The sequence below is a fragment of the Paenibacillus xylanilyticus genome (genome assembly GCF_009664365.1).
In the GTDB taxonomy this organism is placed as follows: domain Bacteria; phylum Bacillota; class Bacilli; order Paenibacillales; family Paenibacillaceae; genus Paenibacillus; species Paenibacillus xylanilyticus_A.
The window spans coordinates 1,713,085-1,731,138 of the sequence record NZ_CP044310.1; the positions used below are offsets into that span (position 1 = coordinate 1,713,085).

Sequence of the window (18,054 nt, forward strand, 5' to 3'; positions counted from 1 at the left end):
TCCTAATCTTGAGCGAAAAACAAGCCGAAGCGGCAGAAATATACGCTTCGGCTTGTTTTGGTTTGTTTACTGTTCAACTCAAATCTAACCCAATCTTACTTCGCACTTACCGACTCAAACCAATCATTCACTTCTTGCGTGATCTGATCACCGCCATTGGATTTCCAATTGGCGACGAATTGGTCAAAGGCATCAATCGGCAGTTTGCCGTAGATGATTTTGTTGAAGGTTTCCATCTCGGACTGGCGAAGCAGGTTCCATTTGGAGACCATGGTTGGTGTGGCTGCGCCGGAGAAGTAGTTCTGTTTGCGAATGTCGAGCTGCGACATCACGACTTTGGCAGCGGCCCAGTTTTCAGGTTTGCGGAACTCGGCCATTTGTTTCTCGTAAGGGGTTTCGGGTTTCTCACCGTCAGCCAGCTTCACGAGGGTTTTCATGTACAGATCTGGAATACGAGCCGGACCCGTCAGGAACGGGAACTCGTTGGAGAAGTCTTTGATCTTCTCTTTGTCACTGGTCGGTTGACCGTCTACGATATCCCAGTCGTATCCTTTGGCGAAGCCGTATTCATACTTACTGCCAGCAGCCGGGTTAGCCAGGTTATCGAGCAAGTAATTGTAGTACAGGAAGATGGCTTCTGGATGCTTGGCATCCTTGTTGATCATGATACTTGCGTTGACACCAGAGTTCTGCCACTTCGTACCGATCTTGCCGTCAGGACCTGCTGGAACGGGATAGGCTTTGATTTTCGCGCCAGGTACGTTCTTGATCAGATCGGATGCAGGCAAGTCTAGAACCCAGTTGAAGCCTGGCAGGATGCCCGCGTGCCCGGCATAGGTCGACGTTATCAAATCAGTTTTTTTGGAGATTGTGAAGTAATTTTTTTTCGGGCTCTAGCTAATCTTTGTGTAAATACAGACTCTGTTAAATGAAGTTCTTGACAGATATCACGATACGTTTTTCCCTCCACATAAAATAATAGAAGAGCTACTTGATAGTCTAATTTCAACTCGCCAATTGCCCTGTAAAGTTCTTCATTAGTCTCTGTTCTCTCTACTTCTCGTTCCACAGTAAGTGCATCACTGAGAGTTTCAGTATTGTAACTGCAGGGGTGTGCCAAAAAGCGGCGTTCTCTATTCAATTTTCTTAAGTAATCTAAAGTAGTATTATAGGTCAATCGTTTAATCCAGGCTGGGATATTTGCATCTGATCTAATATATGGACCCTTTGTGATTGCTTTAATGAAAGCATCCTGAATAATATCTTCTGTTAAAGAATGATCAAGTATCATGGAATAAACGCTCGGATATACGAACTTGTAAAAAGAGCTATACACCTTTTCCTGAATTGTTGAATCAACACTGTCTAGTGGGTCTCTAAAAAAATCAAACCATTGAACCATACGTGTCCTCCATAAATTTTTATGTAATTAACACGAAACAGAACAATCTCTTCATTGTTAATTATACATCTTATATGGAATAATAAGTTATTTAATTTCGTTGATTCATATCACTAATAATTCAATTGACTTTTAAATTTTACATATTCATACTTTTTTCGTTAGATAATGCAGATTGTAACGTTATATATGTATGCACCTTTACACCATGAATTTAATTCTGCGAAGGCTTGGGAGGAGCTGATAAGGAAAGGAGGGCGTTAATTATGTGTTAAGCTTAAAGAAACAAAGGCAGAAGTGAGGTATGGATATATGATGAAAAAAAGATCTAAATACTTAATCTTGCTTTTTATGTTTATTGTGATTGTATCTATTCTGTTTTTTTTGAATTTTAACAAAAAGGAAGCCAATGAGCCAGTTGTGAATGGAAATATTATTCAAGTTAAAAACTTTGATCTGGATGCTAAATCAACAAATTTAAAGACAATGACAGAAGGGTCGATATTCGTTGAGGGTGAAAAGGAGCATATTGATCATATCAAAATAGTAGCACATGTAGAGATTGACCCCGTTGACTGGGGTGGTGTTGCATTTTATATCCCTGATCAATGGAGTGTCTCCAGCATCACCAGTAGTTATCCTGAACATCAACCAAAGTTAAAGCCCGCTGAGTATGTATCAACCTGGATGAATTCTTCTGATGACTCTTCTTGGCGCACGATGATCGAAATTGGGAGAGAACGGAATTTTACAGCAAATGGCGGAGGAACTGGAACGATTGTGATCGATTTAAGTCCGGATCAAAAGGGTATGTCCCCCTCTGAGTCATTAAAAATTGGTATTGAGGTTGGGTCAGAAGAGAAAAATGGAAAAAGAGTTATGGGTACAGATTCTGTTGAAGTTCCTGTATTTTAAAGTACTTAATTGTGATTCTTTTGTTTTGAGAAACGAATACAAAGGGAGTTGACCTAAATGAATTCATTATTAAGAAAGCCTTTTAAAAAAGCAGTAAGCGCACTGCTAATTACAAGTATTTTTTCGACAATATTGTTTGGAAACTATGCTTTTGCAGCGGATCAACCTGTCAATCATACATAGGCAAGTAATTCTCTGACTTGGAAGTAAGCTGGAAATAATCATTATGATATCTACAGCGCTTATTCGATTGGGTTTATGGGTGCGGAATGGTCAAGTGCTCGCCGAGCGTGGGGATTCAACTATAGATTGGTTGGAACAGGAGCAAGCAGATACAACGATAAAGCGACGAGTAGAATAAGAATAGCAGCATTTGAAATAGAAGGAACCTCGAATACAAGCAAATTAGCTTTATGGTCTAGCGCAGACAGTAAGTATATTGGCTCTGCGCCAGAATCTTCAGGTTCAAAACCAGGCTATAGCTCTCTTGCAGGCGCTGTTATTGGTTTTGCAATTACAGCTATTAACAATTTAAGTGCTGGATATGCATGGTCAGTTGTTGGATTAATTGATGCAATGCGTAGTACAGTGGATGACGTTATTTCGACAGATAATCGTTTATGGAGGAAGTGGGATTGGTCATCGGATATTTCAGATACCGGTCAGTACTTCTGGTTCATCGCTGATGTGGAGCCTAACCAGACCGCCCAAATATCAACTGAATATATGATTTTTGGTCCGGGTTATGAACTCTTATCTGCGGGTGTAAGATACCGGAATCTTGAAGCTGGTAGTGCAGGAAGGAGTTTAGCAGCTAAAACGAATGAGGAATGGAACCCGGGAATGATGTCGGCTACGGAAAAAGAAGAGTATGGAATTGAAGAAATTCCAAGAGAGCAGTTTGATAAAAGAGCAAAGGAACTGAATATCTCTTCCAGAAGTATTGAGGAATTTACGAATTCAGATGAAGACGTTTTTTATTACGCACATGATTTTAAGGAATATGAAGTAAGCCAACCTGAGCTTGCGGCCACTTCGTCGTCTAAAACTGATTTAATTCAAGAAATAAATCAAAGCTTGGAAAGAAGTTCAAAAATTGTAGAAGCCTTCTCAACTAACGAAGTTCTCCAGGAAGAGGATCAGGCTATTATTGAGAAACATACGATCAAAATAATGAAATTGAAAGAACTCTTAAACAAGGTGCAATCCTTAAATGAAGAGGATTCAGGAGCTATAAATGCTCAAAGGAAAGCTTTCCAAAACGAAGCTTAGAATAAAGCTGGGTTAACTAGATATAGAAAAACAAGCCGAAGCGTGTATCTTACCGCTTCGGCTTGTTTTGTTTACTCTTTATTTTTCAAAAAATCCAAATCTTACTTCGCACTCACCGACTTAAACCAATCATTCACTTCTTGCGTGATCTGATCTCCGCCATTGGATTTCCAGTTGGCGACGAATTGATCAAAGGCATCGATCGGCAGTTTGCCGTAGATGATTTTGTTGAAGGTTTCCATCTCGGACTGGCGAAGCAGGTTCCATTTGGAGACCATGGTTGGTGTGGCTGCGCCGGTGAAGTAGTTTTGTTTACGAATGTCGAGCTGCGACATCACGACTTTGGCAGCGGCCCAGTTTTCGGGTTTGCGGAACTCGGCCATTTGTTTCTCGTATGGGGTTTCTGGTTTCTCGCCGTCAGCCAGCTTCACGAGGGTTTTCATATACAGATCTGGAATACGAGCCGGACCCGTCAGGAACGGGAACTCGTTGGAGAAGTCTTTGATCTTCTCTTTGTCACTGGTCGGTTGACCGTCTACGATATCCCAGTCGTAACCTTTGGCAAAGCCGTACTCATATGGACTGCCCGCTGCCGGGTTGGCCAGGTTATCGAGCAGGTAGTTGTAGTATAGGAAAATGGCTTCCGGATGCTTGGCATCCTTGTTGATCATGATACTGGCGTTGACGCCAGAGTTCTGCCACTTCGTGCCGATCTTGCCGTCTGGTCCAGCCGGAATAGGGTAGGCTTTGTATTTCGCGCCAGGTACATTCTTGAGCAGGTCCGGTGCTGGCCAGTCGGGTACCCAGTTTGCGCCAGGCAGGATGCCTGCCGTACCAGCAGTCCAGCTTTCAGCAGACTTGCCTTCGTCCCACAGCGCGGAGTCGGTATGGATATACCCTTTGTTCATCCATTCATTCAGCTTCGCAAGGGCTTGTTTGGCACCGGGATTAATGGAGCCGTACTCCAGATTGCCGTTCGCGTCCTTGTTCCATTGTTCCTGGATCGTGCCGTAAGCGCCGAATAACCAGTCGAGCGAGCCCATCCAGGTGTTGGTGTTATTTTTCAGCGAGATCGCCAGTGGGAATACTTTATCCGGAGACAGGCCGTCCGGGTTCTCGTTTTTGAATTTGTCCATGATGTTCTCAAGATCTGCGATGGTCTTAGGTGCTTTCAGGTTCAGCTTCTCCATCCAGTCTTCTCTGAGCCAGAGCAGGGTATCGTCGTTATCGGTGTACTCCAGGATCGGCATGTTGTATCTCTTGCCATCCTTGGTGAACGGGTACCACAGCTCGGGATGCGCTGCAACGTGATCCTTCAGGATTTGGTTGGCGTACTTGTCGAACAGTTCATCGATGGCGATGAATTGACCGGAGTCGATCAGCTGATTGGTGAGTACCGCGTTCGTTGGAACGGATACGAAATCAGGCAATTTCTCGCCTGAAGCGATAGCCAGCTGCAGCTTCTGTCTGTATTGATCGTCATTAGCCGGATACCATGAATCCTTATGCTTCATGCCCAGCGTTTCGAGCATCCAGCGATCGTGAACGTTGTTCTCTTTGGTGTCACCTTGCACATATTTCTTCGGCATACGAACCGAACTGAACTCAATGGGTGGGTCGTATTTTCCTTTGGCAAAAGCAGCTTCAGCTTCGGCTGAGCCGACCGTCGCCGTTGTATCGTCTGTACCATTCTCGCTGGCTGAATCGCCACTGCCGCACGCAGTGATGGTGATGAGTGCGATGACCATGAGCAAGGACCACCATGTTTTGAATTTGATCATTGTTCAATCCCCCTACGGTGTATGATCTTTACAAGTGTAACTGTACCAAGTCGGGCGGGAGGGCATCTATATGAGTTTGTTAGTTTCGATAGGACTCTATTAGTGAAAGTTCAAAAAGATCGGTTTTCAGTACCGAGAAGATGGGATAAAGCTAGAAATGGAGTAGCGGAGCGTAGGAAGCTACGTGAGCAACGGACATTTCGGCTGAATTCCATATTCGATGCAGATGATGCCGTTAGGCATGATTCGTAATCAAAAGCGGACTTTTTGAACAACCTCTATATGCTGTTTAATGCTGGTCTCGATATTCCTGCGGGGTGACGCCGAACTGGCGCTTGAACACTTTGATAAAATACGCCGGGTCCATATAGCCAATCTCCATGCTGATTTCATATACTTTTTTGGTGGTCGTGACCAGCTTGTGGCAGGCCCGATCCATGCGCAGGCGCGAGATATATTCACTGATGCCTTCGCCCGTTTCGATCTTGTAAATCTTGGACAAATGGGTCGGATGCAGATTGACATGATCGGCGAGCACACGCAAAGAGACATCCAGATGCAGATTTTTATCCGTAAACTCTTGAACCTTCTTCACATACTCGGACCGGATATCCTTGATTTCGTTGGATGTACCTTCCTTCAGCTTGGCGAGGACGCCGAGCGACCATTTGCGCAGTTTGCCGATGGTGGAGAAGGCCTCCCCGCTCTGAAGATATTCAATATCACTGCCCATGAGGCTCGTCAGGGTCAGCTTGTTCCGGTGGGCGAGGTTGGTGAATGAAGCGGTAATGAGAAAACCAGCCTCCATGCAATGCTCCCACGATTCGGACCATTTCTCATCCAGCTCTGCGCAGACGGCGAGTATTTTCTCTTCGGCGGCATCCCATTGTCCGCTTTCCAGCAGATGGATGAAGGTGGGCGGAGTGTACAGCACGTCCAGCGGACCTTGAGCTGAAGGTGTCTCCACATCGCTGACGCGCATGACAAATTCGCGCTCGTCTCCGACGATCTGCCGGAAATATGCGGAGGCCTGACGGAAGCGATCGTAGAGCTGATCCGGAAAGATGAACCACTCGGTCATGACAATGGAGAGGGAGCCTTTGAGAAACTGTTTTACTTTGGATTGAAGCTGAATGGACAGTTTCTCCAGAATGGTCTCTTTTCCAATATCGTCATTTCGTTCCTTCAGCTGCAGCAAAAACACCACATATCCGTGCTCCTCCTTCACACCCCACACGTGCATAAACTCGCCCATAATTTCCTCGGCCATGTTGATGATGGCATATTCGATCAGGGTCTGATCATGACTGTCATAGTGTCCGAATTCTTCATCCAACCGAACGAGCATGAGTGCGGCGTCCCCGGCGTGAAAGGGCAGATCATAATTGGTGAGTTTCCGCTCCCATTCGCCGGATGAAAACCGGTGCCCCTGCAATGCCTCCAAAAGCAGTCGTCCGCGCAAGTGTGGCAAATTCTCCCGTAAAGTAAACTGAGTTCGACTAAGTGAACTGACGAGTTCCCATTCATGATTTAATTGATCGATGGCCTTCTGCACGGCGCCCATTAATTCATCGTCTGTCGGCGGTTTGAGCAGGTAGTCCACGGCCTCGTACTGGATGGCTTTTTTGGCGTAATCGAATTCGGAATAACCCGATAACAGAATGCATTTTATTTTTTTGTCCCGGATCCGGATGCGTTCGATCAGTTCTATGCCTGTCATTTCCGGCATCTGAATGTCCGAGATCACGATATCGATGGGGTGGGTGTCGATCAGTTGTAAGGCTTCATGCGCGGAGTACGCTCTATGAACCTGCTCGATCCCCAATGTGTGCCAGGGCTTGGTCATGGACAGGTTATCCACCCAGTGTGCTTCGTCGTCTACGATGATCATCTGCATATTCTTTCGTCTCCCTTGGTGGTGTAAATATAAGGCCTAGAATGAAAAAATGGATACTTCTTGTGAACGAAGTCGCTGCGGATTCGAAGGGTTCTTTCGATCGCTGTTCAAGCCCCATTTCCGGATTAGATGATGGTAAGGTTGAAATGGGGCTTGAAAGGCGAACACTTCGTTTCTACAGAATCCCTTCAATCCTTCGCTTTGGTTCACATAACGGCTAACCCTTTATTTTAAACCAGGCTTTATATAAAGATGGAATTGTATTAAAAGTGCAGCGTAGCTTCCTTCCAATGAGGCTTTTCTGTAGAAAACTTTTTGCTTCGCTTCTTCAGTTTTTTTCTGTCCTCTACGTTCACGTGTAGATATTTCGTTTCAAATAAAATGACTCAACTTAAATTAATGTCGGTATCTCACTCAGAATCTGTATCCTCCTTCGGCATCTCCCAGACGATCTCGGTGCGGAATCCGCCAAGTGGGGATGGGCCGAATTGAAGGTGGGACTGGCTGCCGAACAGATGCATAATTCGTTGGTTCGTATTCCAGAGGCCGCAGCCCATTTCTTCCTGTAGTGGCTCCTGCATTTTCAGGTTCAGCGCATCGTACTGTTCCGGGCTTAAGCCGGGGCCGTCGTCGTCGATATAGATCTTGCCGAAACCATCCACGCTCTCGCCGGTAATGCGAATCTCCCCGGATGAATAGGACTTCGCCACGCCGTGTATGACGGAGTTCTCGACCATCGGCTGAAGCATTAAGCGCGGTACAGACTGGGCGAGCATGTCCTCAGGGATATCGATATGATACTCAATTCGTCCATTGCGCAGCTTCTGAATATCCAGATAGTTGATGAGCAGCTTGATCTCGTCCCGAAGCGAGGACGTCTCCCGTTCCATGCGGGTGGTGTACCGATAATATGCACTCAGATTATGCGCCATGGACACGACAGCCTGCTCGTCCTTCATCTGGGCCATGTTGATGATGTAGCCAAGACAGTTATATAGAAAATGGGGGTTAATCTGCGCCTGCAGCTGCTTCAGCGTTGCTTCTTTGGCTCTGATTTTCTCCTGGAATACATTCTCGATCAGGTCTTGAATCTGGTGAGACATATCATTGAATCGATGAAACAGGAAGGAGAACTCATTCTGATCCTTGCTATGCAGCCGTACGGAATAGTCACCGCGCTGCACGCGGCGAAGGCCCTGGATCAACTTTTTGATCGGAGATTGAATGTTTCTGTACAGCAGAATCGAAGCAGATATGCCCACGACAAACAGCAGCGTCATAAAGAGATAGAACAAATTTCGGCTGAGCGAGATCGGCTGCAAAATCTGATACAGCGGGACCACGTCGACCAAATGCCAATCCAGATAGGAAGATTTGACTGCGCTAACCAGATACTTTTTCCCATTCAGTTGCACAACGTCCTGTGTAGTATCCTCCAGGGAGTGTGTATCCAGATATTGAATAAGTTCCTCCGATAACTGCTTGTCTGCACTGCGATTCAGAATGGGGTCATTGCCCTTATGATAAAGGAAGGGATCTCCCTGCCCACCTGCCTTGTACGTATCGAGCATGTTCTGAATGTTCTCGTAACTGAAGCTGGCTTCAATGACAAGATTGCTGCCGGTCAACATGCCCGGTTGGGCCAAGGAATCGGTGTAAAACCAGTAAAAGGACTGCATGCCCTCCTGCGATTCTGCCCCTTGATCCCCGTATGTCCATTGTCCGCTCATATTGCGTTTCAAGTAATCCTCATCATACCCGGATGAACGATTGTAGTTGGCGATAAAATCCTGATTCTGTTGCGAGTATACGGCATATCGGGTGTTCCATATATCCGTGACGCCAGATTGGAGCACCATCTTCTCCTGAATGGCATAGCGGGTCTGCATCTGATCATACCGATCAGCCCATATGTTCAGACCGTTAAATGCGCGGACATTGGGATCTCTTGAAAGGATCAGACTGAAATCCATCATCTGATTAATGCGGGAATCGATCTGACTGGCCAGAAACGTGAGCTGTTTCGTATTCGAAATCTGCAGTTCTTTGCTGACCACGTTATAGGTGACGTTGTTCGAGTAGGTGTACATGATAATAATCGGGATGAACAGCAACACGATCAAGCAGTTGATTTTGGCAAAGAGGCTGAAGCGGGAACGGGTCCTTTTTTCGAATAATATAAAGCGCTTCCATATATGCATAAAAAGTCTCCTTCGTATTCGTGTTCGTAGAGGCTGGTATTCACCAGATTCCTAACAAAACCCTATCCGGCCTAACAATGTTATATAGTCAGAGCTCAGAATGGCCTGATACTATTTATAGCAGAGAACCCCATTAACACACAAAACTTTTTTTGGGAACAGGAGAAGGGCACTATGGAGGCTAAAATGGAGGGTCAACGGGTCCCACAGGCGAATGTGGGGAACAAGCTAGAACAGAAGAGAAAGAAACGCTACAAACAGCCGTGGGTACTGCACTTCATGGTGCTGCCGGCGGCCATTATGGTTTTTATTTTTTCGTATATTCCGATGTCGGGTATATTGATGGCATTTCAGGATTACAAGCCTGCACTTGGGTTCGCGGGTTCGGAATGGGTGGGACTGAAGCACTTCAGGTATATGTGGGAAAATGATTATTTCCTGCAGATTACGTGGAACACGTTGTTCTTTGCCTGCTCCAAAATCATCATGAATCTGATCATACCGTTTGTCTTCGCGCTATTGCTGAATGAGGTACGGAAGATGGCGCTCAAAAGAACCATTCAGACACTCGTATATCTGCCACACTTCTTGTCCTGGGTAACGCTGTCCGGTATCCTGATTGACATTCTGGCACAGACGGGCATTCTCAATCAGTTCCTTGTCTCGGTGTTCGGCATCAAGCCGATTTTCTTCCTGGGGGACGGTAACTGGTTCCGATTTACGATCATTGCAAGTGATGTCTGGAAAGAGTTTGGTTTTAACACGATTATCTTCCTTGCGGCATTGTCCGGCATTAACCCGTCACTGTACGAAGCAGCTGAAGTGGATGGGGCGGGACGCTGGAAGCAGACGATCTATATCACCATCCCGGCGCTGATTCCTATCGGAATCGTAATCGCCACCCTGGCACTGGGGAATGTGCTCAACGCCAACTTCGACCAAATCTTCAACTTATATAGTCCATTAATCTACCAGCAAGCGGATATTATCGATACGTTCGTGTATCGTGAAGGTCTGCTGAGTGGGCAGTTCAGTTTCGCTACCGCGGTGAATCTGTTCAAATCGGTCATCAGTCTGATCCTCATTGTGATCTCCTACCGACTGGCCTACCGGTTCGCCGGATACCGAATTTTCTAGAAAGGATGATGACGAGCCATGTATCATAAAACGCTACCCTATCGCATATTCAGCATCTTCAATAATGTGTTCCTGACCATCCTTTCGCTGCTCTGCCTGCTGCCTCTGTATCACTTACTGATGGTATCGCTTAGCGCGTCCGCACCTGCGAATGCCGGTCTGGTGACGTTCTGGCCGATTGGTTTTACGCTCGAAGCATATGCGAAGACGTTCGATAACGCCAATTTCCTGTCCTCCCTGTGGGTGTCCGTGGAGCGGACGGTGCTGGGAACCGGGCTTGCACTCATCGTGAATACGATTGCTGCCTATGCGCTCTCCAAGGAGACACGTGTGTTCCGCGCACGCAACCTTTATCTGTGGTATTTTGTTGTCACGATGCTTTTCAGCGGGGGCCTCATTCCGGGGTATATCCTGATTCTGAAGCTCGGGCTGATGAACACATTATGGGCACTCATTCTGCCAGGACTCGTCGCCGTGTTCAATATTATCCTGCTGCTGAATTTCTTCCGCACGGTGCCGAAGGATCTGGAGGAGGCGGCTTTTATCGATGGTGCAGGGCACTTTCAGTCGTTTATCAAAATCTATCTGCCCGTCTCCGTGCCCGTGATCGCCACCGTGTCTCTGTTCATGATGGTTGGTCATTGGAACGCATATTTTGACGGCATCATCTATATCCGCGATTCAGAAAAGCTGCCACTCGCGACGTTTATGCAGACGATTATCGTGCAGGCCGACATGACGAAGCTTGATCCGGAAGCAATTGCGAACCTGTCGCAGCGAACGATTCGGGCGTCCCAGATTTTTATTAGCGCGCTGCCAATCCTGCTCGTATATCCGTTCCTGCAACGGTACTTTGTAACGGGGATTGTGGTGGGGGCTGTGAAGGAGTAGCCGCGTGGAGCGGATGGAATAGGGTTGTGAAAAGGAGTTGCTGAACTGGCCTGAAGCCAGGGAGGTGGCTCTTTTTTACTGTGAAAAAGATTTAATTACCTTAATTTGAATTAAATGGTATTATATGTGGGGTTCTGAGCGTTAGCATTTTGACCATGAGGGGATGAGTAAGAAAGTGAAGAAGATGCTGGTTGTTACTCTTGCTTGTGTATTATTAAGCGGATCCATGGCTTTTACAGCTACAAGTGCACCAAAAAAGATCGATATTATACTTAATGAAAAAGAAATAAAGACTCAAGCAGGTGCCGAAGCTCACCAAAAATCAATCGAGGTAAAGATTGACGAACAGGCATTCCAGTTAGTAGAAGGAACTGATTATATCATCTCTGAGGGTCATATCCTAGTTTCGCCAGTCTATATCATTAGTGTGCTGGATTTCACTGTCCCTGGTAAAGGGATCTGGTGGGATAACAAAGCTAAAAGTGTAACTTTTGCATATGTAGACATAGATGATTACCCCAAGCCAAGGTTAACCTTCAAGGTGGGAGAAAGCCATTTTACCGAGTTTGACAAGCAAATTAAATTAAAGAGTAAAATCGTAATGGTGAAGGGGAGAGTTTATTTACCGTTAAGAGCCGTTAGTGAAGCATATGGCAAAGAGATCCATTGGGAATCCAGTAACGGTCAGAGTGGGATCCGAATAACTACGAAAAATCAGCAGTGAGCGATACAAATTGCGAAGAATCGGCGCAAACTCCGTTGCCCATACAGTCCCAGTCCTGTTATAATTCCGGTATATCTATTGCATTGGGGGTTATACCGTGGCAATATTGGCAGCGCCGGATTGCTCGTTCGCTAGAAAGGCCTTACGCAAAGCCTGTTAGGGGCGGACTTTGTGTAGGGCGCGACGAGAAGAACATCGATCGCCCTGAGTGAAGCATAACGTATCATCCCGCAGGCTTTGCACCTTATTTGTTTTACCAATAAAAATAAGGGGCTGAAAGCCATGCAAACACCATTTATTCAAAATCATCAATTCAATGTGATTACAAAACAAGCCAATTTCCTGCTCAAAGCGCTGCGTACAGTCGCGGATCGAAAAGTCCTGGAAACCGTCCGTTATACGGCCGTAACGAATGCTATAGAAGTCTTCGATGAGCTGACTGCCGAACAGAAGCAGCTGTTGGAGCAGTTATCTACCTACGAGGCTGCGCACGAGCTGCAGGATTATCTGGACCGGTTGGAAGGATTCCTGATTCCATTCCCGCAAGTGTCGGCGAAGCAGATTCAGAAGCTGTTTCCGAAGGCGAAGAAGCTCAAGCTGCCTGATCTGGAAACGGTCGATAACGCACGTACGACCTATCTGAGATGGACGGATATTGCTACCAATCGCCTGTTCGTAGTGTACCCGTACGAAGAGAAGTTTCTCGGCATCGAGGGACGGATTACAGCTACGAACAAAAAAGGGTACTGCATGTTCTGTAATCGGCATCAGGAGCTCGGATTCTTCAACGTGAAGACGAAGGGCCATTCGCCAGATAACTTGGCTTCCATTGGCCAGTACGTATGCATGGATAGCACGGCTTGCAACCATAGCATCACTGACGTCACCATGCTGGAGAAGTTTCTTCTTTCGACAGTAAAATAAGTCTTGGAACAGAAAAGGTCGCTCTTCGGAGCGACCTTTTTGGGTTGATTATGCGTGTGCGTCTCATTTCGATTACCCGACTTGCGTATGGTTAGCGTATGTCCTTGTCATATTTCAGTCCCAATTGATACGCGTGGTTAAGCAGGTTCTCATAGTGCTCGGGCTTGGCATCCAACGTCTCGTATAGAAATTCAACACTGGAGTTAGAAACGCCGCAGTAATCTGCAATCCCCACGTTGAGCAGGTTCGTGATCGATTCATCGTAGTTTCGCTTCGTCATCTGTTCTTCGGTCACGCCTGCAAGCGCGATCCACATGATCTTCTGATGGTGAAGCTTGTTCGAACCGTAGGCAAATCCGTTGTTCATGACACGATCCACATACCCTTTCAGCATGGCTGGCAGATGCCACCACCACAGAGGAAACACAAAAGCCACAGCATCATGCTTCTTCAATCGCTCCATCTCCGTTTTAACCTCAGGGGAAAATATTTGATTCGGTTGAGTGTAATCAGGTTCATCCATGCCTCGCAGAATAGGATCGAAGCCAATCCCGTGTAAATCCAATATCTCAACATCATGACCAGCCTCAGTAAGACCTTGCATAAACCGATCAGCGGCCTGAAATGTAAGGGAATCTTTTCTTGGATGAGACACAACAACTAATACGTTCATGATTATATTTCACTACCTTTCTACAGCGCTTGTTTGGTAGCCACACTTCATGGCTGATGCTATTATAAACAGGGATGATATATTCTGGAAGAACGTACTTTGAAGTTCTATAGGAAGATTAGAGTGCTATAGGAACTTGAAAGTACCCTAAATAGACCCTGAAATTGTGCCTTATTGTGGGCTGAAATAATACACGTAAAAGAAGGAACTGGCTATGTTTTTATCTTGGATGTAGTCTTTGGATATAGTTTGATGAAGGAGAGATATACGTTGACAGAAGACCATAAAACTGGCGCTCCCAAAAAGTATAAAGTAGGTGTGGAGGCGGCCTTGGAAGTAATGGGCGGAAAATGGAAGCCTCTGATTATTTACCATTTGATGACAGGGAGAAAACGTTCGTCAGAGCTTAGGAAGCTGATACCTGAAATTACGCAAAAGATGCTGACGACGCAGCTAAGAGGCTTGGAAAAAGACGAAATTGTGCAAAGAAAAGTCTATTCGGAGGTTCCCCCTAGAGTGGAATATGAGTTAACAGACTACGGTTGGGGATTAAAACCCGCTCTGGACCATTTGTGTTACTGGGGGGAAGAGCATCTGGACAAGGTGTACGGGGATAAGTCCAAAGTGTTGGAGGATTTTTGAATCTCCGGTGTATTGAAGAGTTAAATACGAGCTGGGGACAGGAAAGGAGAATGAAGTAATGAAAACAATAGAAGAATTCCTAACAAGCGATTGGTACAAAAAGGTTACGGCTGAACTTGTTCAGCTTAAACCAGATATCAAGTTTGTTGAACATGCCAATTATGAAGCAGAGTTATTAATGGATTCCTATAGAGAACGGATGTATACTCTGCACGGCTTCGGTATCTCGTCTCCAACAGAGGAAGAATGCGTTCAGTGGATCATGGAGCAATTGGCCCAGGACAAGGAAAATATTATGTCTTATGTTGTTGCTCGTCTAACATTCAGTGAGCAGCTGGAAGATGACCCGGACGGGGAATTTCGGGAAGGCGAGGAGCTTAATGAGGGGGATAAATCTGAAGTAGTCGAGATTTTGGGTTTTACAAGATCAGTCATCGCTGACACCGTTATTGAATATGATCTGGTCAAAAATCATCCCAAACTGTTAACCGGATATTTCAAACGTACGCGAATTCCAGGCGCAGCTAAATTCTCATCCCAAATTAAAAAAGTATACGCTTCAATCAAGAATTAAACCTAAACCGAGCAGCTGCACACATATTTGAGCGAAAAGTTACATTCGTTGTGCAGTTCCTGAAATTTGTAAGCGTAGTCATTACAATTTATGGTTTCTCTTTTTTACTACCAATGATTTGTTATGTTACGGACAACCTCGTGCACAACGAATAGTCAATGAACTACCAGGTATCATGATATTAGAGGAGGTCACCGAATGAACAAGCATAGTGTTTATGAGACAAACAGCTTGTATATTAATCTCGCAAACAGGGCGAAGGTGTTTCCCGTAACTTTTGTTATTAAGGCCAGAAAACTTTGAATGAGAGGAAAAACCAGAATGAACAATACATGGACCATTTGCATATCAGGAGATTATGATTTGAATTTTCTTATGTTTGTGGCAAGTTCACATGGACTGTTGACGGATGAATTCGGAGAAGGTACGTGGCCTTGGAGTCAATTTTCTAATGGTGGACGAAGTAATGAAAAGTTCAAAGGGCAGTGGAATGAGTTATGGGAACAATGTATCTATAAAAAAGGACTAATTAAAAGTGGAATCGAGCGAAGTTTGATTTTGGATCCCCCTGAATTTTCAATGATTACAGACAAGAACGTGAGGGCTGTTCTAATCAATATGTGGCCATCTTTTATTAAATGGTGGAACATGCCTGCAGGCGGCCAAGCGGCGATGAACTACTGGGAAGGTGCGCCGAATCTTTTGTCTTATGTACAGGAATTTGAAAGTCAGATTGGAAGAAAAATCAAACCTTTTAAGTTAGATATTGATCTAGTGTACACAGGTTTAAGAGAACCCATTGAAGTGAATGAACAATATATGATCATGCCAGTTAAAATTGATTATTTATTGAACAGGGATTGGTGGATGAAGAGATTTGAAGAGCGTTATTAAGTGTTTTTGAAGAAGCAGAAGCCGTCATACTAGACCAGCTACTGCGATTGAATAAATCTCGGAAGGAGATAGCTCAATGAGACGAGTTGACGTAGCCTATGCATTAATCCTGGATGATACCTCATCCAAAATTCTAATGGTCAAGAACAAAGGCAATGCCAGTTGGTCGCTGCCTGGTGGCGCGGTGGAAAAGGAGGAAACGTTGGATCAAGCAGCCATCAGAGAAGCCAAAGAAGAAACTGGTCTTGATGTAAAAGTCCAAGGGATCATTGCCATCAATGAATGTATATTTGAGAAAAAGCAGGAGCATGCCATCTTCTTCACGTTTAGAGCTGAGGTTATTGGAGGAAGCTTAGAGCTTGTAAGGCCTCATGAAATATCCGAAATTGCCTGGATGGATGTGGACAAGGCTGGTGAGCTAATGCCGTATTATAAGGATGGCATACGGAGTCTAGTCGAAGGAAATGAGATTCCTTATTATGACCAAGGGAGAAAGTAATGCAGTTAAACTCTTCTAGAAACGGAGTGATCCTATGATCGTTATGATTAATGGAGCGTTCGGTTCCGGCAAAACGTCGGCAGCAAAGATGCTCCAACCCTTAATCAACAATAGTATGATATACGACCCTGAAGAAATAGGTTATATGATCAGAAAACTCATTCCGGAGGAATACCGGGAAGAGAATGAGCGTACGGATGATTTTCAGGATATTGAACTATGGAGAGTTCTAACCGTGAAGACGGCCGTAGAAGTAAGGCGGAAATATAACAAGCACCTAATCGTTCCCATGACTATTTATAAAGAAGAGAACTTTAACCACATCTATAACGGATTCAAAGCCATTGACGAAGAGTTATATCATTTTTCGCTTGTGGCTACTGAAGAAACGATATACAAGCGGTTAGCTAAACGCGGAGATGAATTTGGAGGCTGGCAGTATCAACAAGCGCCGAAGGTTGTTGATGCTCTGAAGGATGATAAGTTTGGAATACACCTGATAACGGATCATCTTGAGACTAGTGAGGTTGTAGATATCATATTGAGGAAGATAGACCAACATCATAATCATACCTAGCTAACTAATAGATAAAAGTGAAGAATGGTGGTGTGAGTCTCCTTGCTCAACTTACAGAAAACGGAGGATAAATCATTCAATGAACTGAATGATTATGTTTTACGGGTTAAAAACGAGCTATCTGCTACAGCAGCTGCAACCTGCATTATTCATCATGACCGAATCGTGAATGAATGGTACTCAGGAGTACATACCGAATCCACAGGCAGTCGATTAGTTGATGAGGAATCTCAATTTCATGTGGCATCGGTTCGAAAGACATATTTAGGACTTGCCATCAGTCTTGCCTTATATGAAGGGAAGATTTGCAGCATAGATGTTGATGTTGCCGACTATTTGGATGATATGGATACAGTGGTAGTGGGAAACACAACGATAAGACATCTGCTAACACACACCCATGGTTTGGGTGATCTCCATCATCGATTGTTTTTGCCAGGGACGGACTGGAAATACAATAATGTTGGAGTCAATCTGCTCATTAGGATCATCCGAAAATTATATCAGATGCCACTATCTCAACTACTTGAAGAACGTGTATTTACGCCCATGGGTTTTAGTCATACCGGTTGGAGAAAGGAACCGAATGAAAAGTTAGTTTGGCTCAATGAACAATATAACGATAATCAAGGCGATGAAGCCAACTTATTTGTGAGTACCAAGGAATTGGCCTACTGGGGTTATTTGCATTTGAAAAGGGGCGCCATGCATGGGCAGCAAATACTGCCGAGAGAAGTTTTTGAGCAAGCGACAACAATCATTAGTCCTCCAGATCTCGAACACCAATTACCGAGAAACGGTTTCTTTTGGTTTGTGCAGGATGAGCCGCGTGCTATGACGGAACTCGGGAATGAGCTTCCATCCGGTTCTTTTCAATCCTTGGGCATCACCGGCTGTGCCTGCCTTGTCATTCCGAAGTATAGAACAGTAGCGGTTAGAATGTATAATCAAACCGGATCCAATCCAGCAGGATATGATTATCTAGAGGATATCAAAACATTTGGAAATCTAGTTAACAAATGCGCCCGAGATCTATAATTCTGAAAGTTGA

The 18,054-nt window shown here is 45.0% G+C and carries 18 protein-coding genes; 12 read left to right on the forward strand and 6 right to left on the reverse strand.

Going from position 1 to position 18,054, the window contains the following annotated elements; translation table 11 throughout:
* Positions 1 to 95: 95 nt before the first annotated feature.
* Together F4V51_RS07640 and F4V51_RS07645 are read right to left on the reverse strand one after the other, a co-directional pair.
* Positions 96 to 851, reverse strand: a complete 756-nt coding sequence (locus tag F4V51_RS07640; RefSeq protein WP_236146717.1) for a type 2 periplasmic-binding domain-containing protein — start codon at positions 849 to 851, stop codon at positions 96 to 98.
* A complete protein-coding gene (locus F4V51_RS07645) occupies positions 848 to 1,402 on the reverse strand; it encodes an RNA polymerase sigma factor (RefSeq protein WP_153977514.1) in 555 nt (184 codons plus the stop codon). The genes F4V51_RS07640 and F4V51_RS07645 overlap by 4 nt, the downstream gene beginning before the upstream one ends.
* Before the next feature lie 312 nt (positions 1,403 to 1,714).
* Between F4V51_RS07645 and F4V51_RS07650 the strand changes: the two genes are divergently transcribed.
* Positions 1,715 to 2,317: a hypothetical protein gene (locus F4V51_RS07650; RefSeq protein ID WP_153977515.1), complete on the forward strand. Its 603-nt coding sequence runs from the start codon at positions 1,715 to 1,717 to the stop codon at positions 2,315 to 2,317.
* Positions 2,318 to 2,626: 309 nt separating this feature from the next.
* The gene (locus tag F4V51_RS07655) at positions 2,627 to 3,589 is read left to right on the forward strand and encodes a hypothetical protein (protein ID WP_153977516.1); all 963 of its coding nucleotides are present in this window, start codon (positions 2,627 to 2,629) and stop codon (positions 3,587 to 3,589) included.
* 101 nt (positions 3,590 to 3,690) lie between these two features.
* On the opposite strand, the gene F4V51_RS07660 is transcribed toward F4V51_RS07655, so the two are convergent.
* The 3 genes from F4V51_RS07660 to F4V51_RS07670 all read right to left on the reverse strand — a co-directional run bounded on the left by F4V51_RS07660 (position 3,691) and on the right by F4V51_RS07670 (position 9,468).
* Positions 3,691 to 5,370: a type 2 periplasmic-binding domain-containing protein gene (locus F4V51_RS07660; RefSeq protein ID WP_153977517.1), complete on the reverse strand. Its 1,680-nt coding sequence runs from the start codon at positions 5,368 to 5,370 to the stop codon at positions 3,691 to 3,693.
* Between the two features lie 289 nt (positions 5,371 to 5,659).
* Positions 5,660 to 7,267, reverse strand: a complete 1,608-nt coding sequence (locus tag F4V51_RS07665) for a response regulator transcription factor (protein WP_153977518.1) — start codon at positions 7,265 to 7,267, stop codon at positions 5,660 to 5,662.
* A gap of 410 nt (positions 7,268 to 7,677) precedes the next feature.
* Positions 7,678 to 9,468: a cache domain-containing sensor histidine kinase gene (locus tag F4V51_RS07670; protein ID WP_153977519.1), complete on the reverse strand. Its 1,791-nt coding sequence runs from the start codon at positions 9,466 to 9,468 to the stop codon at positions 7,678 to 7,680.
* Between the two features lie 186 nt (positions 9,469 to 9,654).
* Here F4V51_RS07670 and F4V51_RS07675 point away from each other — a divergent pair, with 186 nt between their 5' ends.
* From F4V51_RS07675 to F4V51_RS07690, 4 genes are all read left to right on the forward strand, one after another.
* On the forward strand, positions 9,655 to 10,605 hold the full coding sequence (locus F4V51_RS07675; protein ID WP_095289458.1) for an ABC transporter permease: 951 nt from the start codon (positions 9,655 to 9,657) through the stop codon (positions 10,603 to 10,605).
* A gap of 18 nt (positions 10,606 to 10,623) precedes the next feature.
* Positions 10,624 to 11,496, forward strand: a complete 873-nt coding sequence (locus F4V51_RS07680; protein ID WP_095289392.1) for a carbohydrate ABC transporter permease — start codon at positions 10,624 to 10,626, stop codon at positions 11,494 to 11,496.
* A gap of 184 nt (positions 11,497 to 11,680) precedes the next feature.
* Positions 11,681 to 12,220: a stalk domain-containing protein gene (locus F4V51_RS07685; protein WP_236146792.1), complete on the forward strand. Its 540-nt coding sequence runs from the start codon at positions 11,681 to 11,683 to the stop codon at positions 12,218 to 12,220.
* Between the two features lie 282 nt (positions 12,221 to 12,502).
* Positions 12,503 to 13,144, forward strand: a complete 642-nt coding sequence (locus F4V51_RS07690; RefSeq protein ID WP_153977521.1) for a FusB/FusC family EF-G-binding protein — start codon at positions 12,503 to 12,505, stop codon at positions 13,142 to 13,144.
* A gap of 91 nt (positions 13,145 to 13,235) precedes the next feature.
* Here the strand turns inward: F4V51_RS07690 and F4V51_RS07695 are convergent, their stop codons facing one another.
* Complete coding sequence (locus F4V51_RS07695; RefSeq protein ID WP_153977522.1) at positions 13,236 to 13,817, reverse strand: NAD(P)H oxidoreductase; 582 nt, start codon at positions 13,815 to 13,817, stop codon at positions 13,236 to 13,238.
* A gap of 339 nt (positions 13,818 to 14,156) precedes the next feature.
* Here F4V51_RS07695 and F4V51_RS07700 point away from each other — a divergent pair, with 339 nt between their 5' ends.
* The 6 genes from F4V51_RS07700 (at position 14,157) to F4V51_RS07725 (ending at position 18,041) form a co-directional block, all read left to right on the forward strand.
* Positions 14,157 to 14,459 carry a winged helix-turn-helix transcriptional regulator gene (locus F4V51_RS07700; RefSeq protein ID WP_176476118.1) on the forward strand — a complete coding sequence of 101 codons (303 nt, stop codon included), beginning with the start codon at positions 14,157 to 14,159 and terminating at the stop codon, positions 14,457 to 14,459.
* Between the two features lie 58 nt (positions 14,460 to 14,517).
* On the forward strand, positions 14,518 to 15,033 hold the full coding sequence (locus tag F4V51_RS07705; RefSeq protein WP_153977524.1) for a hypothetical protein: 516 nt from the start codon (positions 14,518 to 14,520) through the stop codon (positions 15,031 to 15,033).
* A 321-nt stretch (positions 15,034 to 15,354) separates the two neighbouring features.
* Complete coding sequence (locus F4V51_RS07710; RefSeq protein WP_153977525.1) at positions 15,355 to 15,927, forward strand: hypothetical protein; 573 nt, start codon at positions 15,355 to 15,357, stop codon at positions 15,925 to 15,927.
* A gap of 76 nt (positions 15,928 to 16,003) precedes the next feature.
* Positions 16,004 to 16,426 (forward strand): NUDIX hydrolase, encoded by a 423-nt coding sequence (locus F4V51_RS07715; RefSeq protein ID WP_153977526.1) that lies wholly within the window; start codon positions 16,004 to 16,006, stop codon positions 16,424 to 16,426.
* A gap of 34 nt (positions 16,427 to 16,460) precedes the next feature.
* Positions 16,461 to 17,003, forward strand: coding sequence for an AAA family ATPase (locus tag F4V51_RS07720; RefSeq protein ID WP_153977527.1), 543 nt, complete (start codon positions 16,461 to 16,463; stop codon positions 17,001 to 17,003).
* Between the two features lie 42 nt (positions 17,004 to 17,045).
* Complete coding sequence (locus tag F4V51_RS07725) at positions 17,046 to 18,041, forward strand: serine hydrolase domain-containing protein (RefSeq protein ID WP_153977528.1); 996 nt, start codon at positions 17,046 to 17,048, stop codon at positions 18,039 to 18,041.
* The last annotated feature ends 13 nt before the right edge of the window (positions 18,042 to 18,054 follow it).